Raw genomic sequence first — 23,420 nt, 5'->3', positions numbered from 1 at the left:
GATGGCAGCCGTGGGGCCCGCAGGTATGAACCAGGCATCCGCCGCGCGCCCTCCGGCCCGGCGGCGCACGTGCATCATGCACGTAGACATGGACGCTTTCTTTGTCTCCGTGGAGCTGCGCACGCGCCCCGAACTTCGCGGCAAGCCCGTCATCGTCGGCTTCCCGGGGGAGCGCTCCGTGGTTCTCTCGGGGTCTTACGAGGCCCGGGCCTTTGGCGTCAAATCCGCGATGCCCATGGCCGTGGCCATGCGGATGTGTCCGCAGGCAGTAGTGATCGAACCCCGGCACAAGCTCTACTACGAGGTGTCCGGGCAGCTGATGGCCATCTTTGAATCCATCACGGGACTCGTGGAGCCGCTCAGCGTCGATGAAGCCTTCCTGGACGTTACAGGAGCCCTGCGGCGGCTGGGGCCGCCCAGGGGAATTGGCGAGCTGATCCGGCGCCGGGTCGCAGCGGAACTTGGCATCACCGCCTCGGTCGGGATTGCCGAGACCAAGTTCGTTGCCAAGATCGCGTCCACCCGGTGCAAGCCCGACGGCCTGCTGCTCATCGGACCGGACCAGACCGTGCCCTACCTGCACAGTTTGCCCGTGGGTGCGCTCTGGGGTGTCGGTGCCAAGACCAAAGAGGTCCTGGCAAAGATGGGGATCAGCACCGTGGCGGACGTCGCCGCAACCCCGGTGTCGTCGCTGAAGAAGGTCCTGGGCGCTACGGGGGAGCACGTTCACCAGCTTGCCTGGGGCATCGATCCCCGTCCCGTCACGCCGGTGCGGCTGGAAAAGAGCATCGGAGCGGAAGAGACCTTTGCCACGGATACCGACGACGACGCCCTCCTTCGCCGGGAACTGCTGCGGCTTTCGCACCGGACCGCGGGCCGTCTGCGGAGTTCCGGGATGGTGGCCCGGACCGTGGCACTGAAGCTGCGGTTCGCCGACTTTTCCACGATCACCAGGAGCAGGACCGTCCAGACACCAGTGGACAGCGCCCAATTGATCTACGCGGTGGCACTCCAGCTCCTGGAGTCCGTCGGGATCAGGGCCATGGCCGTCCGGCTGGTGGGGGTCAGGGCCGAGCAGCTCGAGGAAACGGCCCGGACCTCGCTCCAGCTGAGCATTGACCGCAGGGATGACAACTGGCGCGCGGCCGAGCAGGCACTGGACGAGGTGGCGCGCAAATTCGGCAACAAATCGGTCCTTCCGGCCCGCCTGATGGAGCCGGAAAACCGGCCGGGGGACAGCACGCAACGGCCCGCCTGACGGGGTCCGCCGAAGTCATTGCCGTCTTTCAGATCAGCCCTCAACAATCTATCCTTAGAGGTACATAGTTTCGAGTGAATGGACTTACTGCCGGACCCTCTTGGACATGCTTCCGCTCCCGCGACTGCATGCTGGGTTCCCGTTTTGGCAATGGCTGGCCAAGCGGGAACTTTCCAGCAACAGCAGGCGTTCATCGGAGTAGAAGTTATGGCTGGGATCAGCCCGGACGTTGGCCTACAAAAGGAGGTCGTGATGCCGCTGTCGGAGCACGAACAGAAGCTGCTTGAGCAGCTTGAAAAGCAGCTTCACGAGGACGACCCGAAATTTGCGAACTCCATGGGTTCGGACCCGGGGCGTTCATGGTCAACCAGGCATGTGGTCATTGGGGTTCTCGGCGCGTTGGCCGGCGTCTTCCTGCTTCTGGTCGGGGTCACCCTCCAGAACATCTTTGTGGGAGTGCTGGGCTTCGTGGTCATGGGCGGGGGCGTTTACTTCGCCACCATGCGCAGTTCCCGTGGCAAAGCCGGGTCCAAGGCCGGCGGGGGAAAGCCCGGCAGGCAAAGGAGTTCGTTTATGAGCAGCCTTGAAGAGCGGTGGGACGAGCGCCGCAGGGGTGAACCCTAGGCACTACGGAAGCCCGGCCGCTATCCGGCCCCAGGCTCCTCCATTTCGCTCCCCCCGCAACAGGGGGCCGCAGGAAAAGACCCGCTCCGGCGGGTCTTTTCCTATTTAATCGGCAATTCCCCGAAAATTCCGTGGCTCCTGCCGGCTGGCCGAATTCAGCCGGCGCCGCGGATGCCGAAATTTCCTCCACTTCCCACCACCGCATCCAATCCGCGGCATTTCAAGGGACTATGCCCATATTTGGGGGCCGCAACGGCACGTTTTGCGTTGACTGTGGTGGAAAGTGGAGTAATGTGGAGGACATAAGAGGGTGGTTGCAACATAGGGGATGTGCAGTTCCTGACGGCGGACAGGCGGTGGGCCAGTGTTTCTGGGCACTCACTCGCCGCGTCTGGATGAAAAGGGACGGATCATTCTCCCCGCTAAGTTCCGCGAGGAGCTTGCCAGCGGCCTGGTGCTTACAAGGGGCCAGGAGCGTTGCATCTACGTCTTCAGCGAGAAGGAATTTGCGCGGGTCCACGAGCAGATGCGGGAGGCTCCAATCTCCTCCAAGCAGGCACGTGATTACATCCGCGTCTTTCTCTCTGGAGCCTCTGACGAGGTACCTGACAAGCAGGGGCGCGTGACCATTCCACCGGCGCTCCGGGAGTATGCAGGACTCGGAAGGGAACTTGCCGTCATCGGCGCCGGTACCCGCGCCGAGATCTGGGACGCCCAGGCTTGGAATGAATACCTCGCGGAGAAGGAGACGGCCTTTTCCGAAACTGACGATCCCATTCCGGGCATTCTCTGAATTCCGGAACGGGCGGCAGAGGTTTCTTGGATGAGATCTCCAGCCGGCCCATCGGCTGCCAACCTGGCTCACCTTCCCCGGAGCCAGGCGGGCGGAACGGTAGGCGCGGATGGGGATCTGATCCCAGAAGCATCCAGGGGACAACGACGGCGGGAAAGGACCAGGCATGACCGATCAACCCAAGCCCACGTCCGAACGCCATGTACCGGTCCTTCGCGACCGGTGCATCAATTTGTTGGCACCGGGATTCGAAGCGGCACGGCTGCGCGGCGAGACCCCCGTTGCCGTCGACACCACCCTGGGCATGGGCGGGCACTCGGAGGCCATGCTGCAGAGGTTTCCCGACCTCCACCTCATCGGCATCGACCGGGACGAGGAAGCGCTGGCCCTCGCGGGGGAACGGCTTGCTCCGTTCGCCGCCCGGACTGACCTGGTGCACGCCGTGTATGACGAGATCCAGGACGTCCTGGCAGACCTCGGCGTGGCCGAAGCCCACGGAATCCTCATGGACCTGGGTGTCTCGTCCCTGCAGCTGGACGAGCGTGAGCGCGGCTTCGCCTACTCTTTCGACGCGCCGCTGGACATGCGCATGGATACCAGCCGGGGCCAAACCGCCGCGGACGTGGTCAATACATACAGCGAAGAGGACCTGGTCCGGATCATCCGCAAGTGGGGCGAGGAAAAGTTTGCCGGGCGGATCGCCAACAGGATCGTCTCAGCGCGTGCGGCCAAGCCCTTCACTACCACCGGCGAACTGGTGGAGCAGATCCGTTCCGTGGTTCCGGCGTCCGCTGCGAAGTCCGGTGGACATCCCGCCAAAAGGACCTTCCAGGCTTTGCGGATCGAGGTCAACGAAGAGCTCGACGTCCTGGAACGGGCAGTTCCTGCCGCCGTCGATTCACTGGCCCTCGGCGGCCGCATCGTGGTCATGTCTTACCACTCACTGGAGGACAAGATCGTCAAAGGTGTTTTCCAGTCCCGCTCCAAGTCTTCGGCTCCCCTTGGTTTCCCGGTGGAGCTGGAAGAACACAAGCCCGAACTCAAGACCCTGACCAAAGGCACTGAGGTGCCCACCGCCGTCGAAATCGCCGAAAACCCGCGCGCCGCCTCCGCCAGGCTCCGCGCGGCAGAACGAATCAGAGCCAGGAGAGCTGCATGAGCACCGCCGCCGTCAAGAACTTTCCCGTTGTTTCCGGCAGCTCGGCGCCCGATACGAGGCAGGCAGGCAAACCCGGCGGGGGACAAAAAGCGCGCACACCGCTCTCCGTGGTCCGCTCGGCCCCGCGGAAACGGCGTGCACCCTTCGTCGTGCTGTGCTTTGCCATGCTCGCAGTGGCGCTGGTTGCGGTGTTGGTCCTGAACATCTCGGTGTCCACCGCGCAATACCAGCTGGTGGAGCTGCGTGCCAAGCAGAGCTCGCTGACCAAGGCAAACCAGGACCTTACCCAGCAGGTGCAGAGCTACGAGGCCCCGCAGAACCTCGCGGCCAAGGCCACGGAGCTGGGCATGGTGGCGTCGACCGTGAAGGGCCAGATCGACCTGTCGACACTGTCAGTAACAGGAAAGGCCACCCCCGCGGTCAAGGGCGCGGCAACAGGAGCAGTCATCCCGTCGCCCGCCGTGGCAGGGCAGCTGATCGTGCCGCCGGCGAAGAGCGCGGACGCCAAGGGGGCAGCCGGTGACAAGGCCGCCGCGCCGGCCACCGGCGCCGCTGCTGCCGCGGCTCCCTCCGCCGATGCCGCCCAGGCAGCTGCAGCCCAGGCGGCTGCAGCGGCACAGGCCGCAGCAGCTGCGGCGAAGCCGGCCCCCGAACTTCACGGCGGCTCCGTCCCGGCGCCGCAGCAGAAGGTCCCCGGACAGTAGGCCGGCAGGCAGGTAAGGCAGCAGCGTCGAGCAGCAAGGAAATACACGGTGGCGAAGACGACCGGCACGGCAGGAAAAAGCAAGGTACCCAACGCCACGAAGCGCTTGCGGCTGGGGCTGGGCATCATGCTCACACTCCTGCTGGTGGTGGGCGGAAAGCTGTTCCTGGTCCAGGGGCTGGACGTCGGCGGCATGGCCGAAGCAGCCCTGAACAGCCGGATGACGTCCGCCATCCTGCCGGCCGAGCGGGGCAGCATCCTGGACTCGCGCGGCACCGTCCTGGCCAACAGCGTGATTCGCTACAACATCGTGGTTGACCAGCGCGTCAACACGAAAACCGACTCCTACAAGCGGCTGGAACAAACCGACGGCCACGAAAAGCTGGTGGATGTCAGCCGCGACCAGGCAATCTCCGAACTCGCCTCGGCCCTGGGCATGGACACCAATGCGGTCAGGGACGCCGTCACCGGGCAGCAGCCGTATTACATCGTGGCCAAGGACGTGAAGCCCGACGTTGAGGACCGTATCTCCAAGCTGCAGGTCCCGGGCATTGTGGCCGAAGGCGTGAGCAAGCGCGTCTACCCTAACGGTGCGGTCGCTGGGGGAGTGGTGGGATTCCTCCAGGACGGGACCACCGGGCTGGCCGGCATTGAGCAGACACAGGACGACAAGCTGAAGGGAACGGACGGCAAGCGCCTGTTCGAGATCGGAGCGGACGGGCTCCGCATCCCCGTGGGCCTTGACGAGCTGACCCCGCCCCAGAACGGCAAGGACGTCAAACTCACCCTCAACTCCGACCTGCAGTACTTTGCCCAGCAGGCCATCCAAAGCCAGGCGGACAAACTGAGCGCCGAATGGGGCGTCATCATCGTCATGGACGCCAAGACCGGCAACCTGCTTGCCCTGGCGGACACCAACTCCCCGGATCCCAACAACCCCGGGCTGGTGGCAGCGAAGGACCGCGGCGTCCGCTCCGTGACCGCAGCGTATGAGCCCGGCTCGGTGGAGAAGATGATGACCGCCGCGGCTGTCATCGATGAAGGCCTCGCCAAGCCACTGGACACGTTCACCATTCCGCCCACCTACACCGTGGACGGCCAGACGTTCAGCGACGCGTTTACGCACGGCACCGAGGAACGGACGCTGGCGGGAATCATCGGGTACTCCATGAACACCGGAACCGTGATGGCCGGCCAGCGGCTGAGTAAGGAACAGCGCTACGACTGGCTGAAGAAGTTCGGCATTGGCGAGGCGCCGGACATCGGACTTCCCGCAACGGCATCCGGCATCCTCTCGCCCCCGGACCAGTGGGACGGGCGCCAGCAGTACACCGTCCTGTTCGGGCAGGGCGTTTCGCAGTCCACCCTCCAGACGGTCCGGGCCTACCAGAGCATCGCGAACAACGGCGTGATGCTGCAGCCACGGCTGATCGACTCCTACATTTCCCCGGACGGGACTGAGGAGAAGGTACCGGCACAGCCCTCCCGGCAGGTCGTTTCGGACAGCACGGCCCAGCAGGTCCAGGACATCCTGGAAAGCGCCGTCACCGAGGGCGAAATCAAGGACGCGGGCATCGACGGCTACCGCGTAGGAGCCAAGACGGGTACGTCCGAATCGCCCTGCGACGACGGCAAGTCCGGCTACTGCGGCTACACGGCCTCCATCGTGGGAATGGCGCCGATGGATGATCCGCGGTTTATTGTGGAGGTGGTGCTCCAGCGGCCGAAGGGCAGCATCTACGGCATCACCAACGGACCGGTGTTCCGCTCCGTTATGAGCCAGACGCTGCGGACCTACAACGTCCAGCCTTCAACCGGCGAGCCGGCCAGGATGCCCCAGTACGCCAAATAGCGGCTGTTCCAGGCCGGAAGTACCAGCAGCATCCAGCGCATCACAGTGCCCGGGCCGAACCATGCCGGGCACGCACTAGCACCATCGGAGATTCCCTTGTCAGAGTTCACCACGCCCGGCAGCGATGCTGCCCGGGATGAAAGCGCAGGCCGCTTCCGGCCTGAAGCCGTCGCACCCGTCCCGCTGGCCGCCGTCGGGCAGGCCCTTGGCGTAGCCGTGCCCGCTCCTGCTGCTGACGTGGAAATCACAGGCATATCCCTCAACTCCCGCACCGTGGAGCCCGGCGACCTGTATGTGGCGTTGCCGGGCGCCAGCAGGCACGGCGCTGACTTTGCCAGGGACGCCATCGGCGCCGGGGCGGTGGCCGTTCTGACGGACGACGCTGGTGCGCGCCTGCTTGCCCTGTCCGCGGACACGCCGGTTCCCGTGCTCGTCGTCGCGAAACCCCGCAACGAGGTGGGGCCACTCTCTTCCATGATCTACCGCAGCCAGTCCGCGGACGGCCGCCCGCTGCAGCTTTTCGGCGTGACCGGCACCAACGGGAAGACCACCACCACCTACTTCGTCACCTCGCTGCTGCGTGCCCTGGGCCGGCAGACCGGGCTGATCGGGACAATCGAGATCCTGGCCGGCGGGCAGGCGATTCCCAGCCTTCTCACGACGCCGGAATCGACCGATGTCCACGGCCTCATCGCCCTCATGCACGAACGGGGGCTCGACGCCGCGGCCATGGAAGTGTCCTCGCATGCCATCTCCTACCAGCGGGTGGACGGACTTGTCTTCGACGTGGCCGGGTTCACCAACCTGACCCAGGACCACCTGGACCTGCACAACACCATGGAGGAGTACTTCGCCACCAAGGCAGAGCTTTTCACTCCAGGGCGTGCCCGGCAGGCAGTAGTAACGGTCGACGACGAATGGGGCCGGCGGCTGGCCGGCAGCGCCCAGGTGCCGGTCACCACCCTCAGCACCAGCGGCTCGGGCCCGGCGGACTGGACCGTTACCTCGGCCTCGCCGCGTGGCCTCGGGACCAGCTTCACCCTCGCGGGTCCGGACGGCGCCGTCCTGGACGTCCACACCGGACTGCCCGGCAGCTTCAACGTCGCGAACGCTGCCCTGGCCGTGCTCATGGTGCTGGCGTCCGGCGTCGGACTCTCCGACCTGCAGGCGGCCCTGGACCACGCCGACCCCTTCACCGTCGCCGTGCCCGGACGCATGCAGCTGATCTCCGACCGGCCTGCTGCCGTGGTGGACTTTGCGCACAACACCGACGCCCTGGCCAGGGCGCTGGAAGCCGTCAAATCCCCGGAACCGGACTCGCGCCTGATCGTCGTTTTCGGTGCCACGGGACAGCGGGACCAGGGCAAACGCCCGGCAATGGGTGCCATCGCTGCCCGGCTCGCAGACACCGTAATCATTACCGACGACGACCCGCACGACGAGGACGCGGCAGCGATCCGCGCCGACGTGCTGGCCGGGGCGCGTGATGCCGTGGAGACGGAGTCCCTGGGCGCCGAAGTGCTGGAGGTCTTCCCGCGGGAGGAAGCCATCCGGCATGCCGTGGCCCTGGCACGCCCCCAGGACAGCATTCTCGTCGCGGGACGCGGCCACGAGGTATGGCAGGAAGTGAAGGGCGTTAACCTCGCCCTGGACGACAGGGTTGAACTGCGCACCGCCTTGACAGCCAGGGGATTCAACGTTCTCCAAGACGACCGGATAGAGTCCTAGACCGAGATGATTGCATTTACTGCGGCGGAAATCGCCGAAATCACCAGCGGGCGCCTGGACGCCGATCCCGGAATTACGCCCCTCTCGGTGGTGACGGATTCACGCGAAGCCATCCAGGGTTCGCTTTACGTCGCGAAGCCGGGCGAGCACGCCGACGGCCACGATTTCATTGACGCAGCGTTCGCTGCCGGTGCGGTCCTGGCACTTGTCGAGCGCCCCGTACCCGGCCCCGACGGCACCGCCTACCCCTCCATCATGGTTCCCGACGCCGTCCTGGCGATGGGAGCCCTCGCCGCCGAAGCCGTCCGCCGCATCCGTGCCGCCCGTGCAGAAGCGGGAAGCCAGCTGACGGTTGTGGGCATCACCGGTTCAGCCGGCAAGACCACCACCAAGGACCTGCTGGCCGGAGTCCTGGCAACGCAGGGCAACACCGTGGCGCCCCAGGGCTCCTACAACGGCGAGGTGGGCGTCCCGCTCACGGTCTTCCGGGCGGGCACTGATACCCGCTACCTGGTCATTGAAATGGGGGCCACCGGCATTGGCCACATCCGCTACCTTGCGGAGATGGTCAAGCCGGACATCGGAGTTGTCCTGGCAGTGGGCACCGCACACGCCGGCGAGTTCGGGGGAGTCGGGAACATCGCGCTGGCCAAGGGCGAAATGGTTGAAGGCCTGACCGCCCAGGGAACGGCCATCATCAACTTCGACGACGAACGCGTCGCGGCCATGCGCAGCCGCACCGAGGCCACGGTCCTCGGATTTTCCGCGGAAGGCCGGCAGGACGCCCAGGTGCAGGCCCTGAATGCCGACACCAACGCCGGGGGCAGCCCCGAATTCGATCTCCAACTTCCCGACGGCGCCCCTCCCCGCCACGTGAGCAGCAGGCTCATCGGAGCCCACCACATGGGGAACCTGCTGGCAGCCGCCGCAGCGGCCTGGGCCGCAGGCGTGCCCGGAGACCACATCGCGGAGTCACTGAGCAGCCAGGCAGCAGCCAGCCGCTGGCGCATGGAGCGTACCGAGCGGCACGACGGCGTCACCATCATCAACGATGCCTACAACGCCAACCCCGAATCAATGCGGGCCGCCCTTCGCACCCTGGCCGACCTTGGCCGGGGACGGCGCACCTGGGCCGTGCTGGGGGCCATGCTGGAACTCGGCGAGGACTCCATCCGCGAGCACACCGCCGTAGGCACCCAGGTTGTCCGCCTTAACATCTCACGGCTGCTGGTAGTGGGCCGGGAAGCGAGGGCCCTCTACGTCTCCGCCGTGCAGGAGGGATCCTGGGGCGACGAATGCCTCTTCGCGGAGACGCTCGATGAGGCCTACGACGTCCTGGACGCAGAACTCGAGCCGGGCGACCTGGTGCTGTTCAAGTCCTCCAACAGCGTTGGACTCCGCCATTTGGGCGATCGGATAGCATTACCCCCAGCCCCCACCCCTGCCGACGAAAGGAGCACTCTGCTGTGATTGCTCTATTGATCGGCGCAGGCCTGGCCCTGCTCTTTGCCCTGGTGGGCACCCCGCTGTTCATCCGCCTGCTGGTGCACCGCGGCTACGGCCAGTTCATCCGTGACGACGGCCCCACCTCCCACCACACCAAGCGCGGGACGCCCACCATGGGCGGCACCGTCGTGGTGGCCGCAGTACTGCTGAGTTACGGACTCACCCACCTCATCATGCTGATGATGAACCCCGACTCACCCGGCCCCTCGGCCTCAGCACTCATCCTGCTGTTCCTCATGGTGGGCATGGGCCTGGTGGGATTCCTGGACGACTTCATCAAGATCTCCCGGCAGCGGAGTTTGGGCCTGAACGCCAAAGCCAAGCTCATCCTCCAGGCGGCCGTCGGCATCGTCTTCGCCATCCTGGCATTGAACTTCCCCAACAGCGCCGGGCTGACGCCGGCGTCGACAAAGATTTCCCTGGTCCGCGACCTGCCCTGGCTCGACCTCGCCTTTGGCGGCACCGTCCTCGGCGCGATTCTGTTCGTCATCTGGTCCAACCTGATCGTCACCGCAGCCACGAACGGGGTGAACCTGACCGACGGATTGGACGGCCTTGCCGCCGGTGCCTCCATCATGGTCTTCGGCGCCTACACCCTCATGGGCATCTGGCAGAGCAACCAGGCCTGCGGTTCCCCCCGGGAGGCCGGCAGCGGCTGCTACCTCGTCAGGGACCCGCTGGACCTCGCCCTTCTGGCGGCCATCCTCAGCGCCGCCCTGGTGGGGTTCCTCTGGTGGAACACCTCCCCGGCGAAGATCTTCATGGGCGACACGGGGTCGCTGGCCATCGGCGGCGCCGTAGCCGGATTCGCCATCCTGTCCCGCACCGAACTGTTGCTGGGCATCGTGGGTGGCCTCTTTGTGCTGATCACGCTGTCCGTCATCATCCAGGTGGGCTACTTCAAGGCAACCGGCGGTAAACGTGTGTTCAAGATGGCGCCGCTGCAGCACCACTTTGAGTTGAAGGGCTGGGCCGAAGTGACCGTCGTCGTCCGGTTCTGGATCCTTGGCGGACTCTTCGTCGCCGTTGGCCTGGGCATCTTCTACGCTGAATGGGTTGTACTGCTGTGACCGTTTCCCCCCGCCTGGCAAACCTTGTCTCCTGGGACTCCGACTGGGCCGGCCTGCGCGTCGCCGTGACGGGCATCGGCGTCTCCGGCTTCGCGGCCGCGGACACCCTGATCGAGCTCGGCGCCCGCGTCGTGGTGGTGGACGCCGCCACCAGCGACACCGCACGTGCACACGCCGACACCCTGAAAATCGTCGGCGCCGCCGATGTCCTGCTGGGCCCCGACGCGGTGACCCACCTCCCGCGGATCGACGGCGAACTGCCGGAACTGATCGTGACCTCGCCCGGGTGGCGCCCAGATCAGGCCCTCCTGGCGGCCGCGGCACGGAAGCACATCCCGGTGTGGGGCGACGTCGAACTTGCCTGGCGCGTGCGGATCAGGGAAGGCCGGAAGACGGCCGACTGGCTGGCCATCACCGGCACCAACGGCAAGACCACCACGGTGGGACTCACGGAATCGATGCTGCGGGCCGCAGGACTCAAAGCCATCGCTGTGGGCAACGTGGGCACCCCCATCCTTGATGCCCTTCGGGATCCCGTGGAGTACGACGTCTTCGCGGTGGAACTTTCCAGCTTCCAGCTGCACTGGACGGAATCGGTGTCGCCTGTTGCCAGCGTCTGCCTCAACGTGGCCGAAGACCACGTTGACTGGCACGGCTCCTATGATTCCTACCTGGCCGACAAGGCGAAGGTCTACGAGCGGACCCAAAAAGCCTGCATCTACAACGCCGAGCAGGTGGAAACCGAACGCATGGTGGAAAACGCCGACGTGGTGGAGGGCTGCCGCGCCGTTGGCTTCACCACACTGACGCCGGCCATCAGCATGCTCGGAGTGGTGGAAGGGCTGCTGGTGGACCGGGCCTTCATCGAAGAACGCAAGGACAGCGCAGCCGAACTCGCCTCCATGGCCGACCTTGGACCGCTGGCCCCGCGCCACATGGTGGCCAACGCCCTTGCCGCGGCCGGCCTGGTGCGCGCGTACGGCGTGGAACCCAAGGCTGTGCGCCAGGGCATCCTGGACTACGTGCCCGGCGACCACCGCATCCAGCCTGTGGCCCGCCTGAACGGTGTCCTGTGGGTCAACGACTCCAAAGCCACCAACCCCCATGCCGCGTCGGCATCCCTGTCAGCTTTCAGCAACGTGGTCTGGATTGCCGGCGGCCTCTCAAAAGGCGTGAGCTATGACGACCTGGTGCGGGATCACGCAGCGCGGCTCAAGGCCGTGGTCCTGATCGGAACAGACACGTCGCACCTCCGCGAAGCCCTCCAGCGACACGCGCCGGATGTCCCGGTGATCGAACCGGGGGCAGGTGACACTGAAGGAGTGGAGACTGCTTCGGCGCCCGGCGGCACCACTGCCGGTACCCCCGGCAACGGAGAACAGGTGATGTCCTGGGCCGTTGCGTCTGCGGCCCGGCTCGCCGAATCCGGCGATACCGTGCTCATGGCTCCGGCAGCTGCTTCCATGGATCAGTTCTCTTCCTACGCTCACCGTGGTGGTACTTTCATCGACGCTGTCCGCGAGCTGGTGGAAGGGCAGGCCCAGACCGGCGAGGAGTAACAATGGTCAGCACGCCCACCCGGCAGCAGGGTGTTAAGCCGAAGGGCGCCAAACCCCGCCCCGGCTCAACCGCCATCCGGCAGCCCGCCGCGGCCGGCGCAAAACTGCGGACCTTGTACCGCCGCTTCTGGTCCGCGCTTGAGGGCACGGGCAAGTCCCGGAACGGCTCCACCTACTACCTCATCCTTGGTGCCACCCTGGCCCTGACCGCCATTGGCATCATGATGGTTCTCTCCGCCTCGAGCGTTGAATCAATCGCCGCCGGCAAGTCCCCTTATGGCGATGCCCTCAAGCAGGGAGTCTTCGCCGCGATCGGCATCTTCACCATGTTCGTGCTCTCACGCATCAACGTTGTCTGGCTGAAGCGCCTCGCCTGGCCCGCCGTGGGGGCAGCCGTCCTGCTCCTGGGCCTGGTCCAGGTGGTGGGCACCGAGATCAACGGCAACCGGAACTGGATCGACCTTGGCGGCATCACCTTCCAGCCTTCCGAGGCGGCCAAACTGGCCCTTGCCCTCTGGCTGGCCACGGTGCTGGCCCGAAAGGGCAAGCTGCTGGGCAAATGGCAGCACGTGCTGGTACCCGCCATACCCATGGCAGCCATCGTCATCGTCCTGATCCTGGTGGGCAACGACCTGGGGACTGCCATGATCATCATGATGATCATGGCAGCGGCCCTGTTCTTCGCCGGCGTTCCGCTCTACCTGTTCGGCATCGCAGGCATCATCGCCGCCGCCGGCACCGCAGTCATGGCCGTCACCAGTTCAAACCGCATGTGCCGCATCACCTCCTGGTGGACCGGCCAGTCCTGCGCCGACGGGATTGACGCCAACTACCAGGCCACCAACGGCATGTACGGCCTGGCATCCGGAGGCTGGCTGGGCGTAGGCCTCGGGCAGAGCCGGCAAAAGTACAGCTGGATTCCCGAAGCCCACAACGACTTCATCTTCGCCATCATCGGCGAGGAACTCGGCCTGGTGGGCACCGTCGTCGTCCTGATCCTCTTCGCCATCCTCGGCGCTGCCATTTACCGCGTGGTGGTGGCACAGGAGGACATGTTCCACCGGGTCCTTGCCGGCACCATCATGGTCTGGCTGCTGGGCCAGGCCACCGTGAACATGTCCGTGGTCACCGGCCTCATGCCCGTCATCGGTGTTCCGCTGCCGTTCATCTCCTACGGCGGTTCGGCCCTGCTGATGTCGCTGTGTGCGGTGGGGGTGGTCCTCTCCCTGGCCCGGGAGCAGATGGCGCCTGCCATGCGACCCAAGCGGATGCTGAAGTTCAAGCTCCGGCCGGGGCGGGACAAGAACCAACCAAAGAATTCCAGAAAGCGTGCCTAACCCCAGATGACACCGACACAACCTTCCATCGTCCTGGCCGGTGGCGGAACAGCCGGCCATATCAGCCCGTTGCTTGCCATCGCGGCGGCCCTGCGCAGCGAAGCCCCCGACGCTTCAATCCTGGCGGTCGGAACGCCGTCGGGAATGGAAACCCGGCTGGTTCCCGCCGCCGGCGTCCAGCTTGCCACGATCGACCGGGTGCCGTTTCCCCGCAGGCCATCCGCTGACCTGCTCCGCCTGCCGGCCCGGCTCGCCGGTGCCGTCCGGCAGGCCGGCGCCATCCTGGACCGGGCGCACGCCGACGTGCTGGTGGGCGTCGGCGGATACGTCTGCACACCCATGTACCTGGCCGCGCGGAAGCGCGGCATACCCCTGGTGATCCATGAGGCGAACGCCCGGCCGGGACTGGCCAACCGGGTGGGGGCCTTCCTCAAGGGCCGGGTGGCTGTGGCTTTCGAGGGCACTCCGCTCCGCAACGCGGTGCACGTGGGCATGCCCATGCGCAAGGAGATTTCCGGCCTGGACCGGAAGACTGCCCGCACCGCCGCACGCGAGGCCCTGGGGCTGGATCCCCACCAGCCCACCCTGATCGTCACCGGCGGGTCCTCCGGCGCGCAGAGCATCAACCGGACCATCGCTGCCTCCGTGGCCCTCCTTGCGGAGGCCGGTATCCAGACCCTCCACGTCACCGGCCGAGGAAAAACCGTCCTGGACCCGGCCGGGCAGCCTCTTGCCGCTGAGGGTTACCGGCAGGTGGAGTACATCGACGGCATGGAACGTGCCTACGCCGCGGCCGACCTTCTGCTGGCCCGGTCCGGGGCTGCCACGGTCTGTGAGGTCGCTGCCGTCGGCGTGCCGGCGGTCCTGGTGCCCCTGCCCATCGGCAACGGGGAGCAGGCACTGAACGCAGCGGGTTTGGTCTCCGCAGGAGGCGCAGTACTCGTTGCCGACCGTGACTTCACTCCGGAATGGGTTGCGCGCGAGCTGGTTCCGCTGATCACCGATAAAGCACGGCTTGCCGCCATGGAAGCGAAGTCGTACCGGCTCGGCATCCGAAACGCCGACCAGCGCATGGCTGGTCTTGTCCTGGAAGCGGTATCTGCATGAACGCCCATAACACCCCCGGCCTGGAATCCCTTGGCAAGGTGCACTTCATCGGCATTGGGGGAGTAGGAATGTCTGCCGTGGCCCGCATCATGGTGGCGCGCGGCGTCCCGGTCAGCGGCTCCGACGCCAAGGACCTGCCCGTGATGGTGGACCTCGCCGCGGCCGGTGCACGCATCGCCGTCGGGTACGCCGCCGGCAACCTGGCGGACGCGCAGACCGTGGTGGCCGGATCGGCAATCCGTGAAGACAACCCCGAACTGGCGGCAGCCCGCACGGCGGGCCTGCCCGTGCTGCACCGGTCCCAGGCGCTGGCCGCCACCATGGGTGATGACACCGTGGTCACGGTGGCCGGAACGCACGGCAAGTCGACCACCACGTCCATGGTCACCGTGCTGCTGCAGGCGGCGGGCCTGGACCCGTCGTTCGCGGTCGGCGCCAACATCCCCGCGCTTGGCGTCAACGCCGCGCATGGCACGTCCGGCATCTTCGTGGCCGAGGCCGACGAATCCGACGGATCCTTCCTGAACTACCGGCCCCGCATCGCCGTCGTCACCAACGTGGAGCCCGACCACCTTGACTACTACGGCACGGCCGAAGCCGTGTACGAGTCCTTCGACCGCTTCACGGCGCTGCTGCCCGCGGACGGCCTCCTGGTGGCCTGCGCGGACGACGCCGGGGCGCTGGCCCTGGCCGAGCGCACCAGGGCCAGGGGCAACACCCGGGTGCTCCTGTACGGCACCAGCGAGGCCGCGGACGTCCGGCTGCACGACGACGGCCCGGGCCACGTCGCGGTATCGGCACACGGCGCCCGGTACGGGCTGTCACTGCAGGTACCCGGCCGCCACAACGCGCTGAACGCGGCCGCCGCCTTCGCCGTCGCCCTTGAACTCGGCGTGGACCCGGCCGCTGCCGCCGCCGGCCTGGCCCACTTCGCCGGCGCCTCGCGGCGCTTCGAACTGAAGGGATCGGTACGGGGCGTCCGGGTCTTCGACGACTACGCCCACCACCCCACGGAAGTCCGTGCCGCCCTCACCGCCGCGCGTTCGGTGGCAGGCGGCCACAAGGTCCACGTCCTGTTCCAGCCGCACCTGTTTTCCCGCACCCGGGAGTTCGCGGCGCAGTTCGCAGACGCCCTCAACCTTGCCGATACCGCCCTGGTCCTGGACATCTACCCCGCCAGGGAGGATCCCATTCCGGGCGTCACCAGCCAGCTCATTGCCGACCACCTCACAGCGGGCGGACGGCTGGCAGAGGGAGCCGACGCCGTCGAAACCCTGGCCAAGGCCGCCGCGGACGGGGACGTCGTCCTGACCGTCGGTGCCGGTGACGTCACGTCTTACGGCCCGCGGATTGTGGAGGCGCTGCGTGCCTAGCTCCCGCCGTCCCACCTACGCCCCGCCCCGGAGGAATGGCCGCCCCGACGCAGCGCCCGAGGAAAGTGCGGAGAAAGAGCCCCGATCGTCCGGGACGCCGGGCGCCTCCACAGGTGGCGATGTGATCACGGCATCCCGGAGCATCCCGGACCAGGCGCCGGCGCACAAGCCGGCGAAGGCGGAGAAACCCTCCGGGGCAACGGTGCTGGCCTTCCCCGAGCCCAAAGGCCGGCGCCGCAGGAAGAAAGTCCTGACAGCTGCCGGAACAGTGGTTGCGCTGGTGGTGGGACTGCTGGCAGCCGCCATCTATTCGCCGGTGCTGGCCCTGCAGACCATCTCGGTGACGGGCACGCACTTCGTCACCCCGGCCCAGGTGCAGACGGCGCTGGAGCCACTGCGCGGCAAGCCGCTGCCCCAGATCAGCGACGACGACGTCCGCGGGCTCCTCGGCTCTTTGGTCCAGGTCAAATCCGTGTCCGTCGAGGCCCGGCCGCCGTCCACCCTCGCCGTTGCCGTGCATGAGCGGGTGCCCGTGGCGCTGGTCAAGCAGGGGGAGCAGTACCAGCTGGTGGACGTCGACGGCGTCCAGCTGGCCACCACCGACGATCCAGCGACGGCATCGCTGCCGGTCATCGACGGCGGTGCCGGTGCGATCGGACAGGACCTGTTCCGCGCCACGGCCGCAGTGCTGGGTGCCCTGCCGGCCGACGTCCTGGCGAAGCTGTCCAACGCGTCCGCGCAGTCCGTCGATGCCGTGGAACTCAAGCTCGTTGACGGCCAGACAATCGTGTGGGGCAACGCCTCGGAGAAGGAGCTCAAGGCCAAGGTCCTGGCCGCCCTCCTCAAGGCTCCGGCGGACCCTAAGAACCCGGTCAGGGTCTACGATGTCAGTGTGCCCCGGCACCCCGTGACGCGCTGAGCGCTTTCTTTCCCGGTATTAATCCGACACGCGGACCCGGTTATTGAATGTCGGAACCAGAGGAAATACCGTCACAGACAAGAGTTACTTGACATAACTCTAACCTTCAACCGGAGGGTTAGGGTTGAGGGTTTCAAGCTCACCATCAGTTTTCGCAATAAGACACGAACAAGGGACACGTAACGTGGCAGCTCCGCAGAATTACTTGGCCGTCATCAAAGTCGTCGGCATCGGCGGCGGTGGCGTGAACGCAGTCAACCGCATGATCGAGGTCGGCCTCAGGGGTGTTGAATTCATCGCCATCAACACCGACGCCCAGGCCCTGCTCATGAGCGACGCCGACGTGAAGCTCGACGTCGGACGCGAGCTGACCCGTGGCCTCGGTGCAGGCGCCAACCCCGAGGTAGGCAAGCAGGCCGCCGAGGACCACGCGGACGAGATCGAGGAAGTCCTCCGTGGCGCCGACATGGTCTTCGTCACCGCCGGTGAGGGTGGCGGCACGGGCACCGGTGGCGCGCCCGTCGTCGCCCGGATCGCCCGCTCGCTCGGTGCCCTGACCATTGGCGTGGTCACCCGTCCCTTCACCTTCGAAGGCCGCCGCCGTGCCGGTTCGGCAGAGGCAGGCATCGACGCCCTGCGCGACGAGGTGGATACCCTCATCGTGATCCCCAACGACCGCCTGCTGTCCATCAGCGACCGCAACGTGTCCGTCCTTGACGCGTTCCGCTCCGCCGACCAGGTCCTGCTGTCCGGTGTCCAGGGCATCACCGACCTCATCACCACCCCCGGCCTGATCAACCTTGACTTCGCGGACGTCAAGTCCGTCATGCAGGGTGCCGGCTCGGCCCTCATGGGCATCGGTTCGGCCCGCGGCGAAGACCGCGCCGTCAAGGCGGCCGAACTGGCCATTGCCTCGCCCCTGCTGGAAGCATCCATCGACGGCGCCCACGGCGTGCTGCTGTCCATCCAGGGTGGCTCGGACCTGGGCCTGTTTGAAATCAACGAGGCTGCCCGCCTGGTCCAGGAAGTGGCCCACCCCGAGGCAAACATCATTTTCGGTGCCGTCATCGACGACGCCCTTGGTGATGAAGCACGCGTCACCGTGATTGCCGCGGGTTTTGACGACGTCAAGGCCACCTCGCCCTCCATGGACCAGTCCCAGCCGCAGGCCGCGCCCCAGCGGCCGGCCGCCCCTGCTGCTGCTCCGGCTTCGGCGCACCCGCAGAGCGGAAACCACCAGGGCAACGGGACCCACCAGCAGAACGTCCAGCCGATCCACGCAGGCGTCGGCGCTGCGGGCCTCAGCAACTGGGGTCAGCAGCGCCCGCAGGCCGTTCCGGCGGACTCCGGCTTCGACGTCGACCTGCCGTCCGTGGTGGAGCCGGACATGACCGGCACCCACCCGGATGACCTGGATGTTCCCGACTTCCTGAAGTAGGCAGCGGCTTGTTCCACTGGCGCGCCGACATCCTCCCGGGGGTGTCGGCCGCATTTACCGATGCGGGGGCGGGAAACCTCGCCCTGCACGTGGGGGACGATCCCGCCGCGGTCCAGGAGCGCCGGTCGCGCCTGGAAGAGTCCATCGCGGCGGCGCCCGGCTCGCTGCGCTTCATGAACCAGGTCCACGGCAACACCGTGGTGATCATGGACGCCGGGTCACCTGCCCCTGAGGCCGATGCCATGGTGTCCCATGGCCTGCCCCTGGCGGTCATGGTGGCGGACTGCATTCCGGTGCTGCTGGCGGGGGAGTCCGCACACGGGCCCGTCCTTGCCGCCGTGCATGCCGGGCGGCCCGGCATCGCAAACGGTGTCCTTCCGGCCGCTGTGGACGGCATGAAGTCGCTGGGTGCGTCCCGGATCCGTGCCTGGCTGGGACCATCGATCTGCGGGTCCTGCTACGAAGTCCCCGCAGCCCTGCGCGACGAGGTGTCGGCTCTGGTTCCGGAGACACGGAGCACCACCGCCTGGGGAACGCCGGCGCTGGACCTTCCCGCCGGCGCACGCGCCCAGCTGGAGGCTTCCGGCGTCGAGGTGGAGTATGCCGGTTCCTGCACGCTGGAGACGGAAACGCTCTATTCGTACCGGCGGGACCGGAACACGGGCCGCTTCGCCGGCCTGGTCTGGTGCCATGACTGAGCGGCCGGGCAGCGGGCAGGGAAATGATCCCCGCAGCGCGGAACTCGCCGAACGGCTCGCCGTGGTGCGGAAGCGGATCGCCGATGCCGCCGGCACCGCCGGCCGCAGAGACCGTCCGCCCTCGCTGATCGTGGTCACCAAGTTCCACCCGGCAGAGGACATCCGGCGCCTGGCCGCCCTCGGAATCACCGACGTCGGCGAAAACCGGGACCAGGAGGCCGCTGCCAAGGCGCTGGAGCTCGCCGATCTGGACCTGACCTGGCACTTCGTTGGCCAGCTGCAGACAAAGAAGGCCAAATCCGTGGCGCGCTACGCAGCCGCAGTCCACTCGGTGGACCGGCCGCAGCTCGTGGATGCGCTGGCAAAGGCTGTGCGGAACGAGATGGACTCCAACGGCCGGTCCCCGCTGGACTGCTTCATCCAGGTCAGCCTTGAGGAAAGAGAACACGACGGCGACGGCGGCACGCACCGTGGCGGGGCAATCCCCGCCGACGTGCCCCTCCTGGCAGAGCGGATCGCCGCGGCTGACAGCCTGAACCTGGCCGGCGTCATGGCCGTTGCGCCGCTGGGAGCGCCGCCTGAACCGGCGTTCGAAAAGCTCGCCGGGATTTCCGCCCGGCTGGTCGCAGCCTACCCCGCAGCCACCGGCATCTCGGCAGGCATGAGCCAGGACCTCGAGGCGGCCATCAGGTTCGGGGCGACACACCTGCGAATCGGTTCCGATATTCTCGGTTCCCGTCCTGCCGTGGGGTAGCGTCGGACCTATTGGAAGTGATGGGCGGGGGACTCCAGTGCTGTCAAATCATTGGGCGGCCCGCTTACGGGACACGATTAGGAGTCGACCATGGCCGGCGCTCTGCGCAAGACAATGATCTATCTTGGGCTCGCCGACGGCGATGAGCATTACGAGTCCGAGCAACAGACCACACGTAAGGATGAGGACGAACCGATGGAAGTTGACCGCGAGGAACGCCGTGCTCCGGCGCCGGTCCGCGAAGTCAGCCGCGAGGCGTCCTACGCCCCTGAAGAGGAATACCGCGCCCCTGTGACCCCCATTAAGCGTGCGGCCTCGAGCCGCGAAGAGAACACCGGTCTGCGCCAGATCACCACCATCCACCCCCGCTCCTACAACGATGCCAAGCTCATCGGCGAGAGCTTCCGGGACGGCATCCCGGTGATCATGAACGTCACGGACATGGGCGAGGCCGATGCCAAGCGCCTGGTCGACTTCTCGGCAGGGCTCGTCTTTGGCCTGCGGGGAAGCATTGAACGGGTCACCAACAAGGTGTTCCTGCTCTCACCGTCCTACGTCGAAGTGATCGGTGACGACAAGAAGGCCAGCGATACGCAGGCCAGCTTCTTCAACCAGAGCTAAGCGCCATCGGCTGCACGGAGATGCCAGGCAGGGACACCTGCCTGGCATCTGTGCTGAAATAGACAAGACAACAGCAGTACTACAGCGGCCGCACGCAATGAACCGGCCGCACGAATATGGAGATATGAAATAAGTCATGGGAATTGTTTTCGGACTTCTCTATCTCGCCCTGCTGCTGTTCTTTGTGGCCCTCATCATCCGCCTGGTCTTCGACTGGGTACAGATGTTTGCGCGGGAATGGCGGCCCCGGGGCGCGGCCCTGGTGGTGGCCCACACCGTCTACTCCATCACGGACCCGCCACTGAAGGGGCTGCGGAGGCTGATTCCGCCACTCCGCCTCGGCGGCGTCTCCCTGGACCTTGGCTTCCTGATCCTGTTCATCGGCGTCAGTATCGCGATGAGCGTCACCAGGGGACTGGCCTGATTTTTCCCCGCCGGACCCCGCAATGCAGTGTGTTCCTTCCCGGAACGGCTACTGTAAAGCGAAGAAACCTCCCGTTTGACACCGCAGTGTTGAATTAGAGTAAGCAGACCAAATTTAGGTACCTTAGTTTTGACGGCCGGAAGGCCTACTGACTAACCAGACCAGTGAGGTGACCAGATGGCTTTGACGCCAGAAGACGTTGTCAACAAGCGCTTTCAGCCGACCAAGTTCCGCGAGGGCTATGACCAGGACGAGGTTGACGACTTCCTGGACGAAATCGTCGTTGAACTCCGCCGCCTGAACCAGGAAAACGACGAGCTCCGCAAGAAGCTCGCCGAAGCAGGTTCCAGCGTTCCGGCAAGCTCAGCTGCCGCCCCCGTGGTGGAGAAGGTCCCCGCGCCGGTCAAGGCCGACAAGGACGAAGCCCGCGAGAAGGCTGAAGCCGAAGCGAAGGCTGCCGAAGCCAGCAAGAAGAAGGACGTCCAGCCGGCCGCTCCCGCCGCCGCCGCACCCGTTGCACAGGCTCCCGCCGCTACTGCATCCGCCGAGTCCGCTGCCGGCCTGCTGGCCATGGCACAGCAGATGCACGACCGCCACGTCGCCGACGGCCAGGCCCAGAAGGACAAGATCATCGCCGAGGCGCAGATCGAAGCCAGCAGCCTCGTCAACGACGCCCAGGAAAAGTCCCGCAAGATCCTCGGCGCCCTGGAGCAGCAGCGCTCCGTCCTGGAACGCAAGGTGGAGCAGCTCCGCGGCTTCGAACGCGACTACCGCTCACGCCTGAAGGCCTACATCGAAGGCCAGCTCCGCGACCTGGATGCCCGCGGCTCCGTCGCGACGCCGGAAGTCAGCGAAGCCAACTAAGTCTGGCAGCACGTATTCTGAAAGCCGGTGGCTGAGGATTCCTCGGCCACCGGCTTTTGGCATTGACACCCAGTTCCACGAATTGAAAGCACCATGACTGACGAACTTGCCGCCGACGCGGCACGCCCTCTCCCACCCTCGCCGCGCCCCCGCCGGGCGGTGCTGCTGTCCCTGTTCGCGGGGTTCGCGGTCTTCGCCTACGTCCTGGACCAGCTGACCAAGCTGTGGGTCACCTCCACCATGGTGGAAGGGGAACGGATCCCGGTGCTGCCGCCCCTGCTCCACTGGTACTTCATCCGGAACTCCGGCGCCGCGTTCTCCATCGGCGAGAACGTCACCTGGGTGTTTTCCATCATCATGGCCGGCGTGGCTGTCGCCATCCTTTTCCAGGTCCGCCGGCTGGGCTCCGCCTGGTGGTCCCTGGCCCTGGGCCTGCTGCTCGGCGGGGCGCTGGGGAACCTCACGGACCGGCTCTTCCGTGAGCCATCCTTCGGCATGGGACACGTGGTGGACTTCATCCAGCTTCCCAACTTCGCCATCTTCAACATTGCCGACTCCGCGGTGGTGTCCGCCGTCGCCATTATCTGCATCCTGACCATCCGCGGGATCGCCCTGGACGGAACACGGCTGGGGAGTGCACAGAAGGACAAGCCTGGCCATGACTGACCGCATCGTCGTCGCCGAAGAATACGCCGGGGCGCGGGCGGACGCCGGCCTGGCCGGCCTCTTGGGCGTGTCCCGTTCTGTCGCCGCATCCCTTCTCGCGGACGGCCACGTCCTCAACCGGGGCAAGGCCCTGGGCAAGTCGGCAAAACTCGTGGCCGGGGACACCCTCGAGGTCACCGTCCCGGAACGGCGGGACCCGCTTGAAGTCGTGGAGGAAGTTGTGGAAGGCCTGAATATCCTGCTCGACGACGATGATTTCGTCGTCGTCGACAAACCCGTCGGCGTGGCAGCCCATCCCTCACCGGGCTGGGTGGGGCCCACCGTGGTGGGCGGGCTTGCCGCCGCCGGCTACCGGATCTCCACTTCGGGCGCCCCCGAGCGGGCAGGCATCGTCCACCGGCTCGACGTCGGGACCTCCGGGGTGATGGTGGTGGCCAAATCCGAGCGCGCCTACACCGCCCTCAAGCGCGCCTTCAAGGAGCGCACGGTGGACAAGGTCTACCACGCGGTGGTGCAGGGCCTTCCCGACCCCCTGACGGGCACCATCGATGCCCCCATCGGCCGCCACCCCGGGCACGACTGGCGTTTCGCCGTCATCGAGGACGGGCGGCCCTCCGTAACCCACTACGAAGTCCTGGAGGCCTTCGGCAAGGCCAGCCTGGTGGAAGTCCACCTTGAAACCGGCCGCACGCACCAGATCCGGGTCCATTTCTCCGCGCTCCGCCACCCCTGCGCCGGCGACCTCACCTACGGCGCCGATCCCCGCCTGGCCGCCAACCTGGGGCTCACACGGCAGTGGCTGCACGCCCGTCAACTGGCCTTTGACCACCCCGTGACGGGGGAGCGCGTTACGGTCACCAGCGAGTACCCGCAGGACCTTTCCTACGCCCTGGAAGTACTGGAGTCGGGCCAGGCCTGACACGGCCGGCCTGGCAGGAGTGTCCGGGGGCAGCGCTTAGAATAGTGC

22 protein-coding genes are annotated in these 23,420 nt (G+C 66.5%); all 22 read left to right on the top strand.

Annotated features, from left to right (window positions below):
• The first annotated feature begins 25 nt into the window (after positions 1-25).
• The 22 genes from dinB (at position 26) to AB0280_RS20110 (ending at position 23,372) form a co-directional block, all read left to right on the top strand.
• The gene (gene dinB / locus AB0280_RS20215) at positions 26-1,258 is read left to right on the top strand and encodes a DNA polymerase IV (protein WP_366368566.1); all 1,233 of its coding nucleotides are present in this window, start codon (positions 26-28) and stop codon (positions 1,256-1,258) included.
• Between the two features lie 252 nt (positions 1,259-1,510).
• Positions 1,511-1,882, top strand: coding sequence for a DUF3040 domain-containing protein (locus AB0280_RS20210; RefSeq protein WP_366368544.1), 372 nt, complete (start codon positions 1,511-1,513; stop codon positions 1,880-1,882).
• A 364-nt stretch (positions 1,883-2,246) separates the two neighbouring features.
• Positions 2,247-2,675 (top strand): division/cell wall cluster transcriptional repressor MraZ, encoded by a 429-nt coding sequence (gene mraZ, locus AB0280_RS20205; RefSeq protein WP_018763545.1) that lies wholly within the window; start codon positions 2,247-2,249, stop codon positions 2,673-2,675.
• A 166-nt stretch (positions 2,676-2,841) separates the two neighbouring features.
• Positions 2,842-3,834, top strand: a complete 993-nt coding sequence (gene rsmH, locus AB0280_RS20200) for a 16S rRNA (cytosine(1402)-N(4))-methyltransferase RsmH (protein WP_159632248.1) — start codon at positions 2,842-2,844, stop codon at positions 3,832-3,834.
• Positions 3,831-4,538, top strand: a complete 708-nt coding sequence (locus AB0280_RS20195; RefSeq protein WP_366368542.1) for a hypothetical protein — start codon at positions 3,831-3,833, stop codon at positions 4,536-4,538. The genes rsmH and AB0280_RS20195 overlap by 4 nt, the downstream gene beginning before the upstream one ends.
• Positions 4,539-4,586: 48 nt before the next feature.
• A complete protein-coding gene (locus AB0280_RS20190) occupies positions 4,587-6,389 on the top strand; it encodes a peptidoglycan D,D-transpeptidase FtsI family protein (RefSeq protein ID WP_224025670.1) in 1,803 nt (600 codons plus the stop codon).
• A gap of 96 nt (positions 6,390-6,485) precedes the next feature.
• On the top strand, positions 6,486-8,117 hold the full coding sequence (locus tag AB0280_RS20185) for a UDP-N-acetylmuramoyl-L-alanyl-D-glutamate--2,6-diaminopimelate ligase (protein WP_159632245.1): 1,632 nt from the start codon (positions 6,486-6,488) through the stop codon (positions 8,115-8,117).
• Positions 8,118-8,123: 6 nt separating this feature from the next.
• A complete protein-coding gene (locus tag AB0280_RS20180; protein ID WP_366368539.1) occupies positions 8,124-9,587 on the top strand; it encodes a UDP-N-acetylmuramoyl-tripeptide--D-alanyl-D-alanine ligase in 1,464 nt (487 codons plus the stop codon).
• A complete protein-coding gene (gene mraY / locus AB0280_RS20175; RefSeq protein WP_159632243.1) occupies positions 9,584-10,693 on the top strand; it encodes a phospho-N-acetylmuramoyl-pentapeptide-transferase in 1,110 nt (369 codons plus the stop codon). The genes AB0280_RS20180 and mraY overlap by 4 nt, the downstream gene beginning before the upstream one ends.
• Positions 10,675-12,252: a UDP-N-acetylmuramoyl-L-alanine--D-glutamate ligase gene (murD, locus tag AB0280_RS20170; protein ID WP_224025672.1), complete on the top strand. Its 1,578-nt coding sequence runs from the start codon at positions 10,675-10,677 to the stop codon at positions 12,250-12,252. The genes mraY and murD overlap by 19 nt, the downstream gene beginning before the upstream one ends.
• A gap of 2 nt (positions 12,253-12,254) precedes the next feature.
• Positions 12,255-13,589 carry a putative lipid II flippase FtsW gene (ftsW, locus tag AB0280_RS20165; protein WP_307489696.1) on the top strand — a complete coding sequence of 445 codons (1,335 nt, stop codon included), beginning with the start codon at positions 12,255-12,257 and terminating at the stop codon, positions 13,587-13,589.
• A 6-nt stretch (positions 13,590-13,595) separates the two neighbouring features.
• The gene (gene murG / locus AB0280_RS20160; RefSeq protein WP_307489694.1) at positions 13,596-14,696 is read left to right on the top strand and encodes an undecaprenyldiphospho-muramoylpentapeptide beta-N-acetylglucosaminyltransferase; all 1,101 of its coding nucleotides are present in this window, start codon (positions 13,596-13,598) and stop codon (positions 14,694-14,696) included.
• Positions 14,693-16,069 (top strand): UDP-N-acetylmuramate--L-alanine ligase, encoded by a 1,377-nt coding sequence (gene murC, locus AB0280_RS20155; RefSeq protein WP_366368536.1) that lies wholly within the window; start codon positions 14,693-14,695, stop codon positions 16,067-16,069. Before murG ends, murC begins: the two co-directional genes overlap by 4 nt.
• Positions 16,062-16,988, top strand: coding sequence for a cell division protein FtsQ/DivIB (locus AB0280_RS20150; protein WP_425328629.1), 927 nt, complete (start codon positions 16,062-16,064; stop codon positions 16,986-16,988). The genes murC and AB0280_RS20150 overlap by 8 nt, the downstream gene beginning before the upstream one ends.
• Positions 16,989-17,172: 184 nt before the next feature.
• On the top strand, positions 17,173-18,426 hold the full coding sequence (gene ftsZ, locus AB0280_RS20145; protein WP_307489688.1) for a cell division protein FtsZ: 1,254 nt from the start codon (positions 17,173-17,175) through the stop codon (positions 18,424-18,426).
• An 8-nt stretch (positions 18,427-18,434) separates the two neighbouring features.
• The gene (gene pgeF / locus AB0280_RS20140; protein ID WP_307489686.1) at positions 18,435-19,124 is read left to right on the top strand and encodes a peptidoglycan editing factor PgeF; all 690 of its coding nucleotides are present in this window, start codon (positions 18,435-18,437) and stop codon (positions 19,122-19,124) included.
• Positions 19,117-19,878: a YggS family pyridoxal phosphate-dependent enzyme gene (locus AB0280_RS20135; RefSeq protein WP_366368533.1), complete on the top strand. Its 762-nt coding sequence runs from the start codon at positions 19,117-19,119 to the stop codon at positions 19,876-19,878. The genes pgeF and AB0280_RS20135 overlap by 8 nt, the downstream gene beginning before the upstream one ends.
• Before the next feature lie 90 nt (positions 19,879-19,968).
• A complete protein-coding gene (locus AB0280_RS20130) occupies positions 19,969-20,499 on the top strand; it encodes a cell division protein SepF (protein ID WP_142121297.1) in 531 nt (176 codons plus the stop codon).
• A gap of 136 nt (positions 20,500-20,635) precedes the next feature.
• Positions 20,636-20,923: a YggT family protein gene (locus tag AB0280_RS20125; RefSeq protein ID WP_307489682.1), complete on the top strand. Its 288-nt coding sequence runs from the start codon at positions 20,636-20,638 to the stop codon at positions 20,921-20,923.
• A 177-nt stretch (positions 20,924-21,100) separates the two neighbouring features.
• A complete protein-coding gene (locus AB0280_RS20120; RefSeq protein ID WP_159632234.1) occupies positions 21,101-21,787 on the top strand; it encodes a DivIVA domain-containing protein in 687 nt (228 codons plus the stop codon).
• Between the two features lie 93 nt (positions 21,788-21,880).
• Entirely contained in the window at positions 21,881-22,453 is a 573-nt protein-coding gene (gene lspA, locus AB0280_RS20115; protein WP_366368530.1) for a signal peptidase II, read from the top strand.
• Complete coding sequence (locus tag AB0280_RS20110) at positions 22,446-23,372, top strand: RluA family pseudouridine synthase (protein WP_159632232.1); 927 nt, start codon at positions 22,446-22,448, stop codon at positions 23,370-23,372. Before lspA ends, AB0280_RS20110 begins: the two co-directional genes overlap by 8 nt.
• Positions 23,373-23,420 lie beyond the last annotated feature (48 nt).

The sequence above is a fragment of the Pseudarthrobacter sp. 902506025 genome (genome assembly GCF_040702325.1).
Lineage (GTDB): Bacteria > Actinomycetota > Actinomycetes > Actinomycetales > Micrococcaceae > Arthrobacter.
This window is presented reverse-complemented; position numbering and strand designations above follow the sequence as displayed.